Source organism: Streptomyces sp. NPDC056479, assembly GCF_042795335.1.
GTDB lineage: Bacteria > Actinomycetota > Actinomycetes > Streptomycetales > Streptomycetaceae > Streptomyces.
On sequence record NZ_JBHTRZ010000010.1, the window covers coordinates 51,442 to 69,159 of the forward strand.

Annotated in this window: 17 protein-coding genes; 9 read left to right on the forward strand and 8 right to left on the reverse strand. The window is 70.9% G+C overall.

What is annotated here, in order from left to right:
* Positions 1-21 precede the first annotated feature (21 nt).
* From ACFQ6S_RS33925 to ACFQ6S_RS33940, 4 genes are all read left to right on the forward strand, one after another.
* Positions 22-474, forward strand: coding sequence for a DUF3574 domain-containing protein (locus tag ACFQ6S_RS33925; RefSeq protein ID WP_383418373.1), 453 nt, complete (start codon positions 22-24; stop codon positions 472-474).
* 84 nt (positions 475-558) lie between these two features.
* Entirely contained in the window at positions 559-1,947 is a 1,389-nt protein-coding gene (locus tag ACFQ6S_RS33930) for an aldehyde dehydrogenase family protein (RefSeq protein WP_383418374.1), read from the forward strand.
* An 11-nt stretch (positions 1,948-1,958) separates the two neighbouring features.
* Positions 1,959-3,038: a Zn-dependent alcohol dehydrogenase gene (locus ACFQ6S_RS33935; RefSeq protein ID WP_383418375.1), complete on the forward strand. Its 1,080-nt coding sequence runs from the start codon at positions 1,959-1,961 to the stop codon at positions 3,036-3,038.
* Positions 3,039-3,164: 126 nt separating this feature from the next.
* The gene (locus tag ACFQ6S_RS33940) at positions 3,165-4,487 is read left to right on the forward strand and encodes an MFS transporter (protein WP_383418377.1); all 1,323 of its coding nucleotides are present in this window, start codon (positions 3,165-3,167) and stop codon (positions 4,485-4,487) included.
* Here the strand turns inward: ACFQ6S_RS33940 and ACFQ6S_RS33945 are convergent.
* From ACFQ6S_RS33945 to ACFQ6S_RS33955, 3 genes are all read right to left on the reverse strand, one after another.
* On the reverse strand, positions 4,479-5,417 hold the full coding sequence (locus ACFQ6S_RS33945; RefSeq protein WP_383419011.1) for a DMT family transporter: 939 nt from the start codon (positions 5,415-5,417) through the stop codon (positions 4,479-4,481). The genes ACFQ6S_RS33940 and ACFQ6S_RS33945 overlap by 9 nt on opposite strands.
* 180 nt (positions 5,418-5,597) lie before the next feature.
* Entirely contained in the window at positions 5,598-6,308 is a 711-nt protein-coding gene (locus ACFQ6S_RS33950; protein WP_383418379.1) for an ArsR/SmtB family transcription factor, read from the reverse strand.
* 58 nt (positions 6,309-6,366) lie between these two features.
* Positions 6,367-7,008, reverse strand: a complete 642-nt coding sequence (locus ACFQ6S_RS33955; RefSeq protein WP_383418381.1) for a TetR/AcrR family transcriptional regulator — start codon at positions 7,006-7,008, stop codon at positions 6,367-6,369.
* 104 nt (positions 7,009-7,112) lie between these two features.
* On the opposite strand from ACFQ6S_RS33955, the gene ACFQ6S_RS33960 reads away from it, so the two are divergent.
* From ACFQ6S_RS33960 to ACFQ6S_RS33970, 3 genes are all read left to right on the forward strand, one after another.
* Complete coding sequence (locus tag ACFQ6S_RS33960; protein ID WP_383418383.1) at positions 7,113-8,264, forward strand: acyl-CoA dehydrogenase family protein; 1,152 nt, start codon at positions 7,113-7,115, stop codon at positions 8,262-8,264.
* Positions 8,265-8,333: 69 nt separating this feature from the next.
* A complete protein-coding gene (locus tag ACFQ6S_RS33965) occupies positions 8,334-8,579 on the forward strand; it encodes a YiaA/YiaB family inner membrane protein (protein WP_383418385.1) in 246 nt (81 codons plus the stop codon).
* 90 nt (positions 8,580-8,669) lie between these two features.
* Entirely contained in the window at positions 8,670-9,293 is a 624-nt protein-coding gene (locus ACFQ6S_RS33970; protein WP_383418387.1) for a TetR/AcrR family transcriptional regulator, read from the forward strand.
* A gap of 33 nt (positions 9,294-9,326) precedes the next feature.
* Here the strand turns inward: ACFQ6S_RS33970 and ACFQ6S_RS33975 are convergent, their stop codons facing one another.
* A complete protein-coding gene (locus ACFQ6S_RS33975; RefSeq protein ID WP_383418389.1) occupies positions 9,327-9,788 on the reverse strand; it encodes a MaoC family dehydratase in 462 nt (153 codons plus the stop codon).
* A gap of 132 nt (positions 9,789-9,920) precedes the next feature.
* Here ACFQ6S_RS33975 and soxR point away from each other — a divergent pair, with 132 nt between their 5' ends.
* Entirely contained in the window at positions 9,921-10,424 is a 504-nt protein-coding gene (gene soxR, locus ACFQ6S_RS33980) for a redox-sensitive transcriptional activator SoxR (protein ID WP_383418391.1), read from the forward strand.
* Positions 10,425-10,707: 283 nt separating this feature from the next.
* Here soxR and ACFQ6S_RS33985 read toward each other — a convergent pair whose 3' ends face one another.
* The 3 genes from ACFQ6S_RS33985 to ACFQ6S_RS33995 form a co-directional block, all read right to left on the reverse strand.
* Positions 10,708-11,775: an RNA ligase (ATP) gene (locus ACFQ6S_RS33985; protein ID WP_383418393.1), complete on the reverse strand. Its 1,068-nt coding sequence runs from the start codon at positions 11,773-11,775 to the stop codon at positions 10,708-10,710.
* A 105-nt stretch (positions 11,776-11,880) separates the two neighbouring features.
* Complete coding sequence (locus tag ACFQ6S_RS33990) at positions 11,881-12,609, reverse strand: 3-keto-5-aminohexanoate cleavage protein (protein WP_383418394.1); 729 nt, start codon at positions 12,607-12,609, stop codon at positions 11,881-11,883.
* 109 nt (positions 12,610-12,718) lie between these two features.
* A complete protein-coding gene (locus tag ACFQ6S_RS33995) occupies positions 12,719-13,324 on the reverse strand; it encodes a hypothetical protein (protein WP_383418395.1) in 606 nt (201 codons plus the stop codon).
* Positions 13,325-13,552: 228 nt separating this feature from the next.
* On the opposite strand from ACFQ6S_RS33995, the gene ACFQ6S_RS34000 reads away from it, so the two are divergent.
* Entirely contained in the window at positions 13,553-16,351 is a 2,799-nt protein-coding gene (locus ACFQ6S_RS34000) for a penicillin acylase family protein (RefSeq protein WP_383418396.1), read from the forward strand.
* An 18-nt stretch (positions 16,352-16,369) separates the two neighbouring features.
* Here ACFQ6S_RS34000 and ACFQ6S_RS34005 read toward each other — a convergent pair whose 3' ends face one another.
* Positions 16,370-17,704: a serine-threonine protein kinase gene (locus ACFQ6S_RS34005; protein ID WP_383418398.1), complete on the reverse strand. Its 1,335-nt coding sequence runs from the start codon at positions 17,702-17,704 to the stop codon at positions 16,370-16,372.
* Positions 17,705-17,718: the final 14 nt, after the last annotated feature.

Below are 17,718 nucleotides of genomic sequence, written 5' to 3' on the forward strand. Positions count from 1 at the left end.
CGGTATGGCTAGTTATGTGCCATGAACGTGCACTTCACCCGAACCCGGGCCGTCCTCACCGCCGTTGGCCTCGTGCTGGTCCTCGGCGCGCCGGCCGCGTACGCCACCCTCGACGGCGGCGCCACCGCCGGGCCGGCGCGGGGAGAGCCGTACATCGAGACTCAGTTGTTCTTCGGTACCGCGCGCCCCGACGGCGGCCCGGCGGTCACCGACGAGCAGTTCACGGCCTTCGTCGACGAGGAGGTCACGCCGGACTTCCCGGACGGGCTGACCATCCAGTCCGGGCGCGGGCAGTGGCGGGACCGGAGCGGGGCGATCGAGAAGGAGCGGTCGTACGAGCTGATCCTGCTGTATCCGCAGACGGGGGCGGACGTCGGTGATCGCAGGATCGAGGAGATCCGCCGCGCCTACGAGAAGGCATTCGGCCAGGAGGCGGTGGGGAGGGTGGACGACGAGGCGCGCGTCGACTTCTGATGTCATGGGGTGGCTGGCGCACAAAAACTAACGCCGCTAGTTTATGAGCCGGATGACGATGCGGCCCGCCCGGGAGGAAGCGTGATGAAGGCACACGACGGCATGTACATCGACGGCGGATGGCGCCCCGCCGCCGGCCGGGATGTGATCGAGGTGGTCAACCCGGCCGACGAGCAGGTCATCGGCCGGGTCCCGGCCGGCACCGCCGCCGACGTCGACACCGCCGTACGGGCCGCCCGCTCCGCCTTCCCGGGCTGGGCCGCGACCCCGCCCGCCGAACGGGCCGCACGGCTATCCGCCCTCCGGGACGCCCTGGCGGCCCGCAAGGACGAGATCGCCGAGACGGTCACCGCCGAACTCGGCTCCCCGCCGAAGTTCTCCCAGTCGGTGCACGCGGGCGCGCCGATCGCGGTCGCGGGCACGTACGCCGAACTGGCGGCGACGTACGCCTTCGAGGAGAAGGTCGGCAACTCCACCGTGTACCTCGAGCCCATCGGTGTGGTCGGCGCGATCACGCCCTGGAACTACCCGCTCCACCAGATCGTCGCCAAGGTCGCCCCGGCGCTCGCGGCCGGCTGCACGGTGGTGCTCAAGCCCGCCGAGGACACCCCACTGGTCGCCCAGCTCTTCGCCGAGGCGGTGCACGAGGCCGGGATCCCGGCGGGCGTCTTCAACCTGGTCACCGGCCTGGGCCCGGTCGCGGGGCAGGCGCTCGCCGAGCACCCGGACGTCGACCTGGTCTCCTTCACCGGCTCCACCGCCGTCGGCCGGCAGATCGGCGCGGTGGCCGGCGCGGCGATCAAGAAGGTCGCCCTGGAGCTCGGCGGCAAGTCCGCCAATGTCATCCTGCCGAGCGCCGACCTGGCCGCCGCGGTCAATGTCGGCGTCGCCAACGTCATGTCCAACTCCGGGCAGACGTGCAGCGCCTGGACGCGGATGCTGGTGCACGCCGACCAGTACGACGAGGCCGTGGAACTGGCCGCGACCGCCGCCGCGAAGTACGGCGAGCGCATCGGTCCGGTGGTCAGCGAAAAGCAGCGGGCACGGGTGCTCGGCTACATCGAGAAGGGTGTCGCCGAGGGGGCCCGGCTGGTCGCCGGCGGCAGCGAACCGCCGCGCGAGCAGGGCTACTTCATCAGTCCGACCGTCTTCGCGGACGTCACCCCCGAGATGACCGTCGCCCAGGAGGAGATCTTCGGCCCGGTCCTGTCCATCCTGCGGTACGAGGACGAGGAGGACGCCCTGCGGATCGCCAACGGCACGGTCTACGGCCTCGCGGGCGCCGTCTGGGCCGGCGAGGAGGCGGAGGCGGTGGCCTTCGCACGCCGTATGGACACCGGGCAGGTCGACATCAACGGCGGGCGCTTCAACGTCCGCGCCCCCTTCGGCGGCTACAAGCAGTCGGGCGTCGGCCGTGAGCTCGGCACGCACGGCCTGGCCGAGTACCTCCAGACCAAGTCCCTGCAGTTCTGAGGAGCCCGCACATGGTTCGCGCCGCCGTCCTGCCCGCCATCGGTGCCCCTTTGGAGGTCACCGACATCGAACTGCCCGACCCCGGACCCGGCCAGGTCCGCGTCCGGCTCGCCGCCGCCGGGGTCTGCCACTCCGACCTGTCCCTGTCCGACGGGACCATGCGCGTGCCGGTCCCCGCGGTCCTGGGGCACGAGGGCGCGGGCACGGTGGTGGCCGTCGGGGAGGGGGTCGCACAGGTCGCACCGGGAGACGCCGTGGTCCTCAACTGGGCCCCGTCCTGCGGCAGTTGCCACGCCTGCGGGCTCGGCGAGGTGTGGCTGTGCGCCAACGCGCTCAATGGCGCCGCCGACGTGTACGCCCGTACCGCGGACGGCACCGACCTCCATCCCGGACTGAACGTCGCCGCGTTCGCCGAGGAGACGGTCGTCCCGGAGCGCTGTCTGCTGCCGCTCCCGGACGGCGTCCCGCTCACCGACGCCGCCCTGCTGGGCTGTGCCGTGCTCACCGGCTACGGCGCCGTGCACCACTCGGCGCGGGTCCGGGCGGGGGAGACGGTCGCGGTGTTCGGCGTCGGAGGCGTGGGCCTGGCGGCCCTTCAGTCGGCCCGGATCGCGGGTGCGGCGAAGATCGTCGCGGTCGATGTCTCCCCGGAGAAGGAGGAACTGGCGCGCGCGGCGGGAGCCACCGACTACGTCGTCGCCTCCGAGAACACCGCCCGCGAGATCCGGGGCCTGACGGGCAAGCAGGGCGTGGACGTGTCCGTGGAGTGCGTGGGCCGTGCGACCACGATCCGCACCGCCTGGGATTCCACCCGCCGGGGCGGGCGCACCACGGTCGTCGGCATCGGCGGCAAGGACCAGCAGGTCACGTTCAACGCCCTGGAGATCTTCCACTGGGGCCGCACCCTCTCCGGCTGCGTCTACGGCAACTCCGACCCGGCACGGGACCTGCCGGTGCTGGCCGGGCACGTACGCGCCGGACGCCTGGACCTGGGTGCGCTGGTGACGGAACGGATCGCGCTGGACGGAATCCCGGCGGCGTTCGAGAACATGATCGCGGGGAAGGGCGGCCGGGCCCTGGTGGTGTTCTGAGGCCCTGAGGTTGCCCGGGCCCCTCGGGTGCCCCGGGCAACCTTCGGGCGTAACCGTTGACGACATACCGTCCGGTCAGTACGTTCGCCGCCAACGTCCCCACCGCACCCATCGGAGTGTGCACGCATGGACATGGCCCCCTCCGCTCACCCTGCCGCCACGACCGCCGTCCCCACGGTCAACCGGCGACGCGTGGCCACAGCGGCGGCCCTCGCATCGGCCGTCGAGTGGTACGACTACTTCGTCTTCGGCATCGCCGCCGCTCTGGTCCTCGGTGATCTGTACTTCCCGGCCGGCAGCCCCACCGCCGGGGTGCTCGCCGCCTTCGCCACCTTCGCCGTCGGATTCCTGGCCCGTCCCATCGGCGGCATCGTCGCGGGCCAGCTCGGCGACAAGCGGGGCCGCAAGCCCATGCTTGTCCTCGCGCTCACCCTCATGGGCATCGCCACCACCGGCATCGGCCTGCTCCCGACGTACGACACGATCGGCGTCGCCGCCCCGATCCTGCTGGTCCTCTTCCGCGTGCTGCAGGGCATCGCGGTGGGCGCCCAGTGGGGCGGCGCGATGCTGATGGCCACCGAGTACGCCCCCGAGGGCAAGCGCGGCATCTACGGCAGCTTCGTCCAGCTCGGCGTCCCCATCGGCGTGGTGACCGCCAACACGGTGTTCCTGCTGGCCGGCGCGTTCACCACCGACTCCGAGTTCGCGGCCTGGGCCTGGCGTGTGCCGTTCCTCGTCGGCCTGCTCGTCCTCGTCCTCGCCTGGTACATCCACACGCGCGTCGAGGAGACCCCCGAATTCCGGGAGGCGGAGAAGAGGCTGGCCGAGGAGGAGAAGGCGGAGCAGTCCTCTCCGTTGCGGACGATCCTGCGCGACCACCTCGGTACGGTGCTCCTCGCCGGAGGCTCCTTCGCCGTGAACACAGCGACCTTCTACATCATCATCACCGGCGTGCTCGACTACACGACCCGCGAACTCGGTATGGAGAAGAGCGCCGTCCTCACCGTCTCGCTCTGCATCAGCCTCACCCAGCTGGTGCTGATCCCGGCCGCCGCCGCGCTCTCCGACAAGATCGGCCGCATCCGTGTCTACGCGATCGGCGCGGCCGGCATCGCGCTGTGGGCCATACCGCTGTTCCTGCTGATCGACACCGGCTCGCTGCTGTGGCTGGCCGTCGGCACATTCGTCGCCAGCTGTTTCCTCAGCATCATGTACGGCCCCCAGGCGGCCCTGTTCGCCGAGCTGTTCACGCCCGAGATGCGCTACACCGGCGCCTCCCTCGGCTACCAGATCGCGGCCGTGCTCGGCGGGGGTCTCGCCCCGTTCGTCATGGTGCTGCTGCTGGAGGCCACGGGCACTTCGATGGCGGTCTCCGGCTACATCATCGGCCTTTCGGTGATCGCCCTGCTGTCCATCAAGGTCCTGGCGGACAGGGCGCGTTCACGCTGATTCGCGGGTCTGCTCGGGTTGTGGCACACCGGCCACGACCCGGGCGGCCCGAGCGCGGGACCGCGACACGGCGACACCCGCCAGGCACAGCGCCCCGCCCGCGAGCGTGAGCAGTCCCGGCACCTCGCCCAGCGCCAGCCAGGACATCAGCACCACCAGCCCGGGCACCGCGTACGTGGTCGCGCCCATGCGGCTGGCGGTCGTCCGGGCCAGGGCGTACGCCCAGGTCGTGAAGGCCAGCGCCAGTGAAAAGACGCCCAGGTAGGCCATGTTGAGCGTGGCCGAGAGCGAGGCGTCGGACAGATCGCCGATCAGCTGCGCGGCGAACGGCAGGCAGAGCACCGCGCCGACCAGGCAGCCGAACGTCGTCACCTGGAGCGCGCTCGCATGGCCGAGCGCCGGCTTCTGCGCCACGGCGCCGCCCGCGTAGCCGATCGCGGCGAGCAGGCACAGCACCACGCCGAGCAGCGAGGAACCGCCCCCGCCCGACATCGACAGCCCCACCGTCACCGCGCCCGCGAAGGACACCGCCATCCCGGCCAGCAGCCGCGGCGGCATCGGATCGCCGAGCACCCGGGCGGCCAGGAGCGCCATCAGGATGGGCCCGATGTTCACCACGAGAGCCGCCGTACCGGCGTCCACCTGCTGTTCGCCCCAGTTCAGCACCACGCTGTAGAAGCCGAACCACAACAGGCCGGATATCGCGATCCCGGGCCACGCCGCCCGTGGCGGCAGCCCCTCCCGCCGGACGAGACAGATGACCCCTAGCACCAGGGCCCCGACGAGCAGCCGTCCCAGGGCGAGCGCACCGGGCGAGTACTCGTCCCCCGCACTGCGAATGGAGACGAAGGCCGAGGCCCAGAGCACGACGGTGACGGTGGCGGCAGCGCCGGCGAGGAGTTCGGGACGGCGGGCAGGGGGGACGTTCATCATGCTCCAGAGGCTAGGAGGGAGGAGAAGCAAGAGCTCGCGGATTTCAGACGGGGCACTGGAGCGCACCCAAGGGGCGCGGGGCCGATCGATGTGCGGCTCCGCCGCGTGGGCGCGACCAGCCCCCACCCGCCCGCTCCCGGCACACAACCCCTCACACCACCCCCATGGCCCCCCACCTCACCGCAACGCCCCCACCTCGATACCGAGCAGCTCGTGCAGGATCCGCTCCCCCGGCGGAGTCACCTTCAAGGCCCGCTCCGACCCGATCCGCACACACCACCCGGCGTCCAGCGCGTGCCGGCACAGCGCCGCGCCCGCGACACCGGCCAGGTGGGGCCGCCGCTCCGTCCAGTCGAGGCAGGCGCGGGCCAGCGGGCGGCGGCCCGACCGATCGAGGGGGATGCCGGCGGAGTCGAACCACCCGAGCCCCGTGTCCGTCAGCGCGAACCCGGTGTCCTGCCGCAACAGCCCGCGCGCGGTCAACGCATCCGTGACCGCGATACCGAGCCGCCCGGCGAGATGGTCGTAGCAGGTGCGGCCGCGGGCCATCGCCGAGCCCGCACTGGACTGCCGTAGGTTCCGGGGCCGCCGATCCGCAGCCGGGGCGACTTGCGCGGCCAGGTCCTCCACCAGCTGCGCGACCCGCGCGTCGGCGAGCCGTACGTACCGATGCCGCCCCTGCCGCTCCTCGGTGAGCAGCCCGCCCGCGACGAGCTTGCCGAGGTGCTCGCTCAGCGTCGACGCGGCGACTCCGGCATGCCGCGCCAGCTCCCCGGCGGTCCACGCCCGCCCGTCGAGCAGCGCCAGCAGACAGGCCGCCCGGGACTCGTCGGCGATGAGCCCGGCGAGCCGGGCGAGCTGCGGTGCCTGGGGATCCTTGGAGGCCATGCGTCCCAGGATGCGGCACGGACACTTCGGCGTGCGCCGAACGATTTCCGGCCGGTGTCTAGTCGGCCCGCCCGACCTGTTCGTACTGCCGCGCCAGCCCGTCCAGCAGCGCCGTCAGCCCCGTCTCGAAGGCCCGCTCGTCGATCTTCTCCTGCTGCTCGGCGAGCAGGTGGGCCTGTCCGAGGTGCGGATAGTCGGACGGGTCGTACGCGCTCGCGTCGTCCACGAAGCCGCCGGCGAACGAGCCGAGCGCCGAGCCCATGATGAAGTACCGCATCAGCGCGCCGATGGACGTGGACTGCGCGGGCGGCCAGCCCGCTTCGACCATCGCGCCGTAGACGGCGTCGGCGAGCCGCAGCGCGGCCGGGCGGCGGCCGGGGCCGCGGGCGAGGACGGGCACGATGTTCGGGTGGTCGCGCAGGGCCGCCCGATAGGAGACCGCCCAGTCGTGCAGCGCGGTCCGCCAGTCCCGGCCGTCCTCGAACATCGACAGATCGACCTGGGCGCTCACCGAGTCGGCGACCGCCTCCAGGATCTCGTCCTTCGTGCGGAAGTGGTTGTAGAGGGACGGCCCGCTCACGCCCAGCTCGGCGGCGAGCCGGCGCGTGGAGACGGCCGACAGGCCTTCCGCGTCCACGAGTTCGCGAGCCGTCTCGACGATCCGGTCGTAGCTGAGGAGGGGCTTGCGCGGTCGGGCCATGGCGCACATAGTAGGGCTGCCTACTGGAAACTAGCAGTGCTAATTTAAATGTACGGCTTTCAATCTACGGCCGTCCGTGTCCACCGACTGTGGGGTGACTCTGCATGAACCTGGAGCTCAGCGAGGAGCAGACCGCCGTCCGGCGGCTCGCCCGGGACTTCGTGGACCGCGAGATCGCCCCGAACGTCGTCGTGTGGGACCGCGCCGAGGAGGTCGACCGCTCGATCGTCAAGAAGCTCGGCGAGGTCGGCTTCCTGGGCCTGACGATCGACGAGGAGTACGGCGGTTCGGGCGGCGACCACCTGGCGTACTGCCTGGTCACGGAGGAACTGGGCCGGGGTGACTCCTCGGTGCGCGGCATCGTGTCTGTCTCCCTCGGACTGGTCGCCAAGACCATCGCCGCCTGGGGGAGCGAGGAGCACAAGCGCCGCTGGCTGCCGGGGCTCACCGCGGGCGAGCTGGTCGGCTGCTTCGGCCTCACCGAGCCGGGGACTGGCTCCGACGCGGGGAACCTCACCACACGAGCGGTCCGGGACGGCGACGACTACGTCCTCAACGGCACCAAGATGTTCATCACCAACGGCACTTGGGCCGACGTCGTCCTGCTCTTCGCCCGCTCCACCGACGCCCCGGGCCACAAGGGCGTCTCCGCCTTCCTCGTCCCCACCGACACGCCCGGCCTGACCCGCCGCACCATCCACGGCAAGCTCGGCCTGCGCGGCCAGACCACCGCCGAGCTGGTCCTCGAGGACGTACGGGTGCCGGCGGCGGCCATGCTGGGGGAGGAGGGCAAGGGCTTCTCGGTCGCGATGTCGGCCCTGGCCAAGGGGCGGATGTCGGTCGCCGCGGGGTGTGTCGGCCTGGCCCAGGCCGCGCTGGACGCGGCCGTCCGGTATGCCGGTGAGCGTGAGCAGTTCGGCAAGTCCATCGCCCACCACCAGCTGGTCCAGGAACTGATCAGCGACATCGCCGTCGACGTGGACGCGGCCCGGCTGCTGACCTGGCGGGTCGCCGACCTGATCGACCGGGGACAGCCCTTCGCCGTCGAGTCCTCCAAGGCCAAGCTCTTCGCCTCGGAGGCCGCCGTGCGTGCCGCCAACAACGCGCTCCAGGTCTTCGGCGGCTACGGCTACATCGACGAGTACCCGGCGGGCAAGCTGCTGCGAGACGCCCGGGTGATGACCCTCTACGAGGGCACGAGCCAGATTCAGAAGCTGCTCATCGGGCGGGCGTTGACGGGGGTTTCGGCGTTCTGAGTATCTCCGCGTACTTCCTAGGTACTTCGGCGGATGTGGCTGCGACCGCATCCGCCGACCCTTGTCCCCATGAGTGACGCATCGGGCAAGCAGCAGAACACCGCCGCCTTCTACGGCCAGGCGGTCGCCTCCTTCGCGGTGGCCATGGCCGCGACCGCCATCGGCATCTTCCAACTGCACGCCGACGCCTGGGTGCGTGCCTTCCTCGCGATCGCCGTCCTGTATCTCGTCACCTCCGCCTTTACGCTCGCCAAGGTGATCCGGGACCGGCAGGAGGCCGCCCGGCCCGCCTACCACCCCTTCGAAAAGCTCTGAGAACTCCGGAAGGCCGAACGGCCACGCTAAGCGCTCGCTCACCTTGAGCGGTATGGTGGTCCCTCTGTCTTCGAGAGGGGCGAGTGAGCGATGAGTACGGCGGAGGAGACGACCGGCGGCGACGCGTCGGCGTGGGCCGAGGTCACCCCCGACGCGGCCCGGCGGCTGCTGATCGCCGCCGTGGAGGCCTTCGCCGAGCGCGGCTACCACGCCACGACGACCCGCGACATCGCGGGCCGCGCGGGCATGAGCCCGGCCGCGCTCTACATCCACTACAAGACCAAGGAAGAGCTGCTCCACCGCATCAGCCGGATCGGCCACGAGAAGGCGCTGGACATCCTGCGGACGGCGGCCCGGCGCGAGGGCAGCCCGGCCGAGCGGCTCGCCGACGCCGTGAGCTCATTCGTCCGCTGGCACGCCGGGGGGCGCACCACCGCGCGGGTCGTGCAGTACGAGCTGGACTCGCTCGGCCCGGACGCCCGCGCCGAGATCCTCGCGCTGCGGCGGCAGTGTGACGCCGAGGTGCGCGGGATCATCGAGGACGGTCTGGCGGCCGGCGAGTTCGATGTGCTGGACGTGAAGGGCACGACCCTCGCGGTGCTGTCGCTGTGCATCGACGTGGCCCGCTGGTTCAACGTCGACGGCCCCTGGACACCGGACGAGGTCGGCGCGCTGTACGCCGACCTCGTGCTGCGGATGGTGGGGGCCAAGTAGGGCCGGCCGCCGCCGGCGCCCGCTGCGTCTCGGCTACAGGTAGTACCGCGAGACGGACTCGGCGACGCACACCGGCTTGTCCCCGCCCTCGCGCTCCACGGTGAAGGCGACGGCGACCTGGATGCCGCCGGTCACGTCCTCGACGCCGGTGATGGTGGCGGTGGCGCGCAGCCGCGAGCCGACGGGGACCGGGGCGGGGAAGCGGACCTTGTTCGTTCCGTAGTTGACGCCCATCTTCACGCCCTCGACCTTGATGAGCTGGGGTCCGAAGAGCGGAAGCAGGGACAGCGTGAGATACCCGTGGGCGATGGTCGTCCCGAAGGGCCCGGAGGCGGCCTTCTCGGGATCGACATGGATCCACTGGTGATCGCCGGTGGCCTCGGCGAACAGGTCGATCCGCTTCTGGTCGACGTCCAGCCAGTCCGTGTACCCCAGCTGCTCGCCCACCGCCGACTTCAGATCGTCGGCGGAGGTGAAGATCCTCGGCTCTGCCATGTCCCGGCCTCCCGCGTCACGTATGTCTATGAGTGATGCCTGCGCCACTTCTCTAAGCAACTGCTTAGCATGCTAGGTGATGGGGTCACTGTCAACGGACTCGGGGGGTGACGGGGTAGGTAGGTTTGAGGGGTGCCCCAGATCCCCGAGAAGATCCACGAGCTCACCGTGGGCCAGCTGTCCGCCCGTAGTGGTGCCGCCGTCTCCGCCCTGCACTTCTACGAGTCCAAGGGCCTGATCAGCAGCAGCCGCACCTCCGGCAACCAACGCCGCTACACCCGTGACACCCTGCGCCGGGTGGCCTTCGTCCGGGCCGCGCAGCGCGTCGGCATCCCCCTGGCCACGATCCGCGACGCCCTCGCCGAACTCCCCGAGGAGCGCACCCCCACCCACGAGGACTGGGCACGTCTGTCGGAGGCCTGGCGTTCGGAACTGGACGAGCGCATCAAGCAACTGAACCGCCTCCGCGACCACCTGACCGACTGCATCGGCTGCGGCTGCCTCTCCCTGGACACCTGCGTCCTCTCCAACCCGGACGATGTCTTCGGTGAGCGTCTCACGGGGTCTCGTCTGATGGTCGAGCAAGGGGCGGGCGGGCAGAAGGGGAGGGCCGGCCGGTCCGGAGCACGCGACTGACCGGCAGACGGCCATCGCTGAGGCCGAGGCGACCCCGCCCCGGCCTCAGAGCCTGTTTCTGAACCCCCGCCTGCGCCCCGACGCCCGGCACGCACCCTCGCCGCACGGCGCAGCAGGTCAGGTGGCTCCGCCACATGACCTGCAACGCCGCACTCCCCCAGCCTTCGGCCGGGGGGACCCCCAGGGCACGCACCGAACGCCGCTGCGCCCGCGCTCCGCGTGGACGACGGGGGTTCAGAAACAGGCTCTCAGCGCCGGGCACCCGCCAAGAGGCGGTGCCCGCTCACTCGTACTCGGTCCCGCCCTTGCGCGTCAGATAGGCCGGACTGACCGCCTTGGCGATCGCCCGGCCCCCGGTCACCGCGCTGTACCGCTCGACGACAGGACGTATCACCACACCCTCCCGCAGATGCAGCTCCCGCCCGGACACCGTCTCCCGACCGCTCGCGACCTCCAGCACCCGCTCGATGTCGAAGGGCCCCTCGAACAGCCGCGGTACCGAGGGCAGTTCCCCCTCCAGCACCTTCGCCGGGTCCAGCCACTCCACCCGGCCGTCGATCTCCGCGGACACATCGAACGCGGCGTACCCCAACGTCGCCCGTCGCCCGTCGGCGCCGTACGTCAGGTCCTGCACCCCCGCCCCGAACGCCTCACCGAAGATCCCGACCCGGCGCGCCCCGAGCCGCTCCGCCAGCCGAGCGGCCGCCTCGGCGACGCCGTGCCCCTGCACCGCCCGCCAGTACAGATTCCGCGACTCCTCGCGCAGCGCCAGCGACTTCGCGCCGAAGCCCTTGGAGGAGACGTACACCCGGCCCTCGTCGGCGACATAGGTCAGCAGACACGCCGACCCGTGCAGCTTCTCGGTCAGCACCACCGGCTCACCGGGCGCGAAGATGTCCGGATACCGCTGGATGTTCTCGATGTCGACCCACGGCAGCAGATCGGGCGCGGACTCCACGTCACCGGACATCGTCGGCGGGATCGGCGGCACCCACTTGGTGATCCCCAGCCGCTCGGCGAAGTCCGTGCCGTCCGAGGCCGCCCGGGTGAGATCGACGTCGGCCAGCACCTTCGGCCGGCACACGATCCCCTGCGACAGCTCACCGCGCAGCCGCACCGCCTTGACCCGGTCGGCGTTGCTCCCCGCCAGCCGCCCGGTCAGCCCCAGTTCCTCGATCAGCTCGAACGGCAGCACGGACTGCTCGGGGATGTACACGGCGGCCTCACCGGTGCGGTACGCGCCCTTGGCGACGACGGCCCGGTACAGACCCACCTGGGCCAGCTCCAGCGCGTCGGCGTTGGGATGTTCATGGACGGTCAGCACTTCGGCGGTGACGCGCAGCGTCGACATGAGGGGCTCCTTCAGGACCTCGGACTTCGTTTCATCGCCCCCAACTGTCCGTACGGTAAAGGGCTGGAGCGAGCCGTTTACGGCCTGCTACCGTCGCGATCTTGCCTATGCCGAGCGCTGGGCCCACCCGTACTGCACCAACCCCTCGGTCACCAACTGAGCGTTGGACCGGGCCCGTTCACCGTCCGGCAGGACCAGCGTGTCCTCCAGCCCGATCCGTGTCGCCAGCCCCAGCCGCCCCGCCAGCCGCAGCACCGGCCACGCGCCGCCGTCCTCCCCGTGCAGGAGCACCGGGCGCCCGAATGCCGGGCCCAGGTCGGTCAGGAGGGCACGCGCGCTCGCCTCGGCCGTCCCCGGCGACATGTCCGTCACCTCGGCCAGGACCCGCAACACCCTTGGCCCCAGCGGTGAGGCCGAGAAGCGTGCCGCTCCGTCCGTGCCGGACCAGACGCCCGCCTCCACGCCGACGCCGCGCTCCAGCAGCGCCGCCGCCAGCTCCTCGGCGCCCGGCTCGTGCCAGTTGACCGAGGCGTGGTCCGGCAGGACCGTCCAGCTTCGGACGCGCTCCAGTCGTGCGCCGGGGTCCGGTTCCGCCCACGCGCCCGTGGTCACACCGACCGGCACCGACACCCGCGCGCGTATCTCCTCCAGCGTCGGCGCGAGCACGCGCGGGGACAGACTGTCCCTACCGCAGGGGGTCTTGGGGTGGACATGGATGTCCGTGGCACCGGCCGCTACGGCCTCGGCCGCGGCGTCGGCCAGCGCTGTCGGCGCGAGCGGCACCACCGCTCCGTCGCCCGCTCCCCGGGGCCCGTTGAGACACACCTGGATCATGTCTCGATGGTGCCGGTCAGCACTGACAACGGCCCTGCGGCGGCAAGGCCGGCAAGAGAGGGAAGGCCGGCAATAGGGGGTGCGGCATCCCCGGCGCACCCCCGTCGTACTAGGCGGACACGAGCAGCCGCCGTCCGCGCCGCGAGGCCGCCAGCGCCTCGGGCGTGAGCACCGGGCGCGGAACCACGATCCCGCACGCCGTGCAGACCGGGCCCGACGACGGTTCATGGGCCAGGTCGTACATCCAGATCAGCCGGTCCCCGCAACACACCGGGCACTCCGAGCCCGGTTCGCGCTCCAGCGCGGAGATCAGTCGGCGCAGCACCTCGGCCAGGGGTTCATCCGGGTGGACCCGGGGGTCGTCGCACCAGGCGACTCCGAAACCACCCCAGGTCAGCCGGTGCCAGTCGTCCACGCTCCCCGGCCTGCGCAGTCCGTCGTGCTTTTCCTTCTTGCGTCGCTCGGCGAACTCGACCTCGTAGGCCAGCCATACCGAACGCGCCTCTTCCAGTTCCTCCAACGCGGCCACGAGCCGCGTCGGGTCGGGGGACCGGTCCTCCGGACCGAATCCCGCCCGGGAGCACAAATGGTCCCAAGTCGCCCTGTGCCCGTAAGGAGCGAATCGCTCAAGGCACTTCCGCAGCGAGTAGCGTCGCAGCGCGAGATCGCACCGCGGATCGCGCACCTGTCTCGCCAGACTCCGGAAACCGGCCATCGCCCTGCACCTCCGTCACACCTGCACCTGTACTTCGGTCACTTCGGCGTCGTCGTTCTGGACGTCGCCGAATAGACGTATCGACAAGCGATTCGGCTCCATCCGATTTCCGATGACCTCCCTGGCGAGCCCTCGCGATCCGAAAAAGTGACGCATGTTCATCTTCCATCCCGGGGATACCGCCGGTAACACTCAACTCTCGGCCCACCCTCGTCGGTAGGAGCTGCCATGCCAAGGCGTCACTCGCGCAACGCCCCGGACAGACTGAGAACTCCCGGCAGATTCCCCGGGTTCCTGAAGACCGCATCCATATGCGCTCTGATCGCCGGTCTTTTGTCGCCATTTTCCCCGGCGGCCGCCGCGTCGCAGGCGGCTGTGGCGGAGGTCACTGCCGCGAACGACCACTGCGGGAACCAGTGCTCCGACATCATGCCGCCGGGCCAGAACGGCAACGCCACCCTGGCCCAGATCCTCCTCAACCAGGCCTTCGGCACCATGCCGGAACACGCCTCCGACCAGCTGGGCCCCTACGCCAACCTGGCCAAGGGCTACTCCGGCCTCACCAATGCGACGATCAACAACTTCTTCAGCGACGCCTCGTTCGGCGTTCCGTCCGATCAAGTCGCCTCCACCGTCAGTCCAGCCGGGCGCGGCGACGTGACGATCGTCCGTGACAAGAAGACGGGCGTACCGCACATCACCGGTACCACCAGATACGGCACGGAGTTCGGTGCCGGCTATGCCGCCGCCCAGGACCGGCTGTGGCTGATGGACGTCTTCCGGCACGTCGGGCGTGGCCAACTCACCGCCTTCGCGGGCGGCGCCGCCTCCAACCAGGGCCTTGAGCAGCAGTTCTGGCGCAACGCGCCCTACACCGAGGCCGATCTGCAGGCCCAGATCGACAACGCCGTCGCCTCCAACGGCGAACGGGGCCGGCAGGCCCTCGCCGACGCCAACGCCTACCTCGACGGCATCAACGCCTACATCGACGCCTCCGACAGCGGCCGCTACTTCCCCGGCGAGTACGTCCTGACCGGCCACAAGGACTCCGTCACCAACGCCGGCACGATCGAGCACTTCAAACAGACCGACCTGGTCGCGCTGGGCTCCGTCATCGGCGCGCTCTTCGGCTCCGGAGGCGGCGGCGAGGTCAACAACGCGATCTCGCTGCTGGCCGCACAGGAGAAGTACGGCGTGGCCGAGGGCACGAAGCTCTGGGAGTCGTTCCGTGAGCGCAACGACCCCGAGGCGGTCGTCACCGTCCACGACCAGAGCTTCCCGTACGCCACCAAGCCCGCCGACCCGCAGGGCGAGGCCCTGCCCGACTCCGGCTCGGTGACCGAGGAACAGCTCGTGTACGACCGTACGGGCAGTGCGGCCGGCTCCGCCGCGGGCACCGCCACCGCCACGGCGGCCCGGACCGCCATGACCTCGGCCAAGCGGGGCATGTCCAACGCCCTGGTGGTGGGCGGCGAGCACACCGCGAGCGGCCACCCGGTCGCCGTCTTCGGCCCGCAGACCGGCTACTTCGCACCCCAGCTGCTTCTGCTCCAGGAGATCCAGGGCCCCGGCATCAGCGCCCGCGGCGCCTCCTTCGCCGGCCTGAGCATGTATGTCGAGCTCGGCCGCGGCCAGGACTACTCGTGGAGCGCCACCACCTCCGGCCAGGACATCATCGACACCTACGCCGTCGAGCTGTGCCAGGACGACCACCACTACCTGTACCGCGGCACCTGCACCGCGATGGAGAAGATCGAGCAGAAGAACGCCTGGAAGCCCACGACCGCCGACAGCACCCCCGCCGGCTCGTACACGATGCGGGTCTGGCGCACGAAGTACGGCCCCGTCACCCACCGCGCGACCGTCGGCGGCAAGAAGGTCGCCTACACCACCCTGCGCTCCTCCTTCCTGCACGAGGCCGACTCGATCATCGGTTTCCAGATGCTGAACGACCCGGACTTCGTCAAGGGCCCGGTGGACTTCCAGAAGGCGGTGCAGCACATCAACTACACCTTCAACTGGTTCTACGCCGACTCCGAACACACCGCCTACTACAACAGCGGCGACAACCCGGTCCGGGCGACCGGCGTCGACCCGGAGTTCCCGGTGTGGGCGCAGCAGTCGTACGAGTGGCGCGGCTGGGACCCGGCGAAGAACACGGCGCAGTACACCCCGGCGTCCGAGCACCCCAACTCCATCGACCAGGACTACTACGTCTCCTGGAACAACAAGCAGGCCAAGGAGTACACGACCGCGCCCTGGGGCGACGGCTCGGTGCACCGCGGCAACCTGCTGGAGAACCGGGTGAAGAAGCTGGTCGCGGCGGGCGGTGTGACCCGGGCCTCGCTGGTGAAGGCGATGGCCGACGCGGGCCTTGCCGATCTGCGGGCCGAGGACGTGCTGCCCGACCTGCTCAAGGTCGTCAACAGCTCGGCCGTGACCGACCCCACGGCCGCGGCCGCCGTGGGCAAGCTGCAGACGTGGCTGACGGCAGGCGGCAAGCGCACCGAGACCTCGGCCGGTTCGAAGACGTACGCCGGCGCGGACGCGATCCGCATCCTGGACGCGTGGTGGCCGTTGCTGGTGAAGGCCGAGTTCGAGCCGGGCCTCGGCAGTGAGCTGTACGCCGCGATGACGGACAACCTGCCCATCGACGAGTCCCCTTCGGCCGCGCACGGCCCGACCGGCTCGCACGCCGGAAGCTCCTTCCAGTACGGCTGGTGGAGCTATGTCGACAAGGACATCCGGTCCGTGCTGGGTGAGCCGGTACAGGGCCCGCTCGACCGCGAGTACTGCGGCGGCGGCAGCCTCAGTGCCTGCCGGGACCTCCTGATCAGCACCCTGAAGGAGGCGGCCGGCAAGACCGCGGCCCAGGTCTACCCCGGCGACGACCAGTGCTCGGCCGGGGACCAGTGGTGTGCCGACTCGATCGTCCAGCGCACCCTGGGCGGCATCAAGCACGGCAGGATCAGCTGGCAGAACCGTCCGACGTATCAGCAGGTCGTGGAGTTCACGTCACATCGGTGACGGATCGGTGGCGGCGGGTCACTTGATGCGGCCCGCCGCCAGCACCATCTGCGCCAGCTCCCGGTGCACGATGTCGCTGTGTGCCCCCGCCGGCGCCCCGCCCCGTCTGACCACCGCCGCCGCGTCGACGTTCAGGCACCCCGAGGCCGGCAGCGCCGCCTTCAGCGCGTCGGCCAGCTTCAGCGACTTCGTCCCCGGCACCGCCCGCACCCCGTCGTGCCCCATCGCACCCCACTTGTCCCCCAGCATCCGCCCGACGTCCGGCGCCGCGATCCCGCGTGCGTCGCCCGCCATCCGGGAGGCCAGCGGGTACATCGTGGACAGTGCCGAGTCGTGCCGCGAGTAGCAGCAGACCAGCGGTCCGTCGATACGTTTGTGCTGGCCCTCCAGCACCCCGCCCGCACGGGCGTCGTGCGGCAGCCGGGACGCGAACGCGTAGTGCGAGAAGGCGCCCTGCAGCAGCGTCACGGACTTCACCGTGCGCACGCCCTTCGGCAGCCCGCGCAGCGCGAACGACACCAGCCGCGCGCCGAAGCTGTGCCCGACGAGATGCACCCGCACCCCGGGTTCCCGCGCGGCCAGCTGCCCGATCACCCGGCCGAGCCCGCGCTCACCGACCGTCCCCGCGCGCCGCTTCATCGCGTAGTACGTCGCCTGCCGCAGCAACTCGTGCGCGCCCTCCCACGGGTTGGGCAACGAGAAGGACGCCGCCGCGCCGCCGTCCGGCACTCCGTCAGGCGAATCGAGATACGTCAGCGCCTGCGCGAACTCCTCGCACAGCGCCGCCGTGGAGCCCGAGAACAGGTCCGGCGAGTCCTGCGGCACCCCTTCGCACAGCGTGTCCGCCGCGAACAGTGCCTGCGGCCCCGGCGGCACGACGTCCACCAGTATCCGCACCAGCCGCCCGAACTCCTCCAACTCGGCGTCCTCGCGCGGCTGCTGGTCCAGCAGCCGCGAGATCTGGTCGATCACGGTCGCCCGCCCCGGGAACGTCTCCAGCAGCGCGTGCCGGGTGTCCTTGTCGAGCACCGGCCGACGCGGCATCTCGGCCGCCACGGCACGCGGGAAGTCGGGGATCGGCTCGTCCGCGAACCGCATCGACGGCCAGACCACGCCCACGTACCCGATCCTCGCCTTCGGCGCGAGCTTCGGGATCGGCGCGAAGAAGCCGTCGTAGAGCCGGGTCGCGCCCGAGCGGTCGTTGTTCCAGCCGTGTGCGAAGACGATCAGATCACGGACGTCCTTCTTCGTCACGCCGGCCAGCAGCCGGTCCCGCCGGCCGGCGTCCGGATCCCCGTCCGCGTCGAAAGTCAGCTCCCAGTAGGGAGTCACGCTCACTGCCGGATCCGCCATGACAGGCCCCCTCG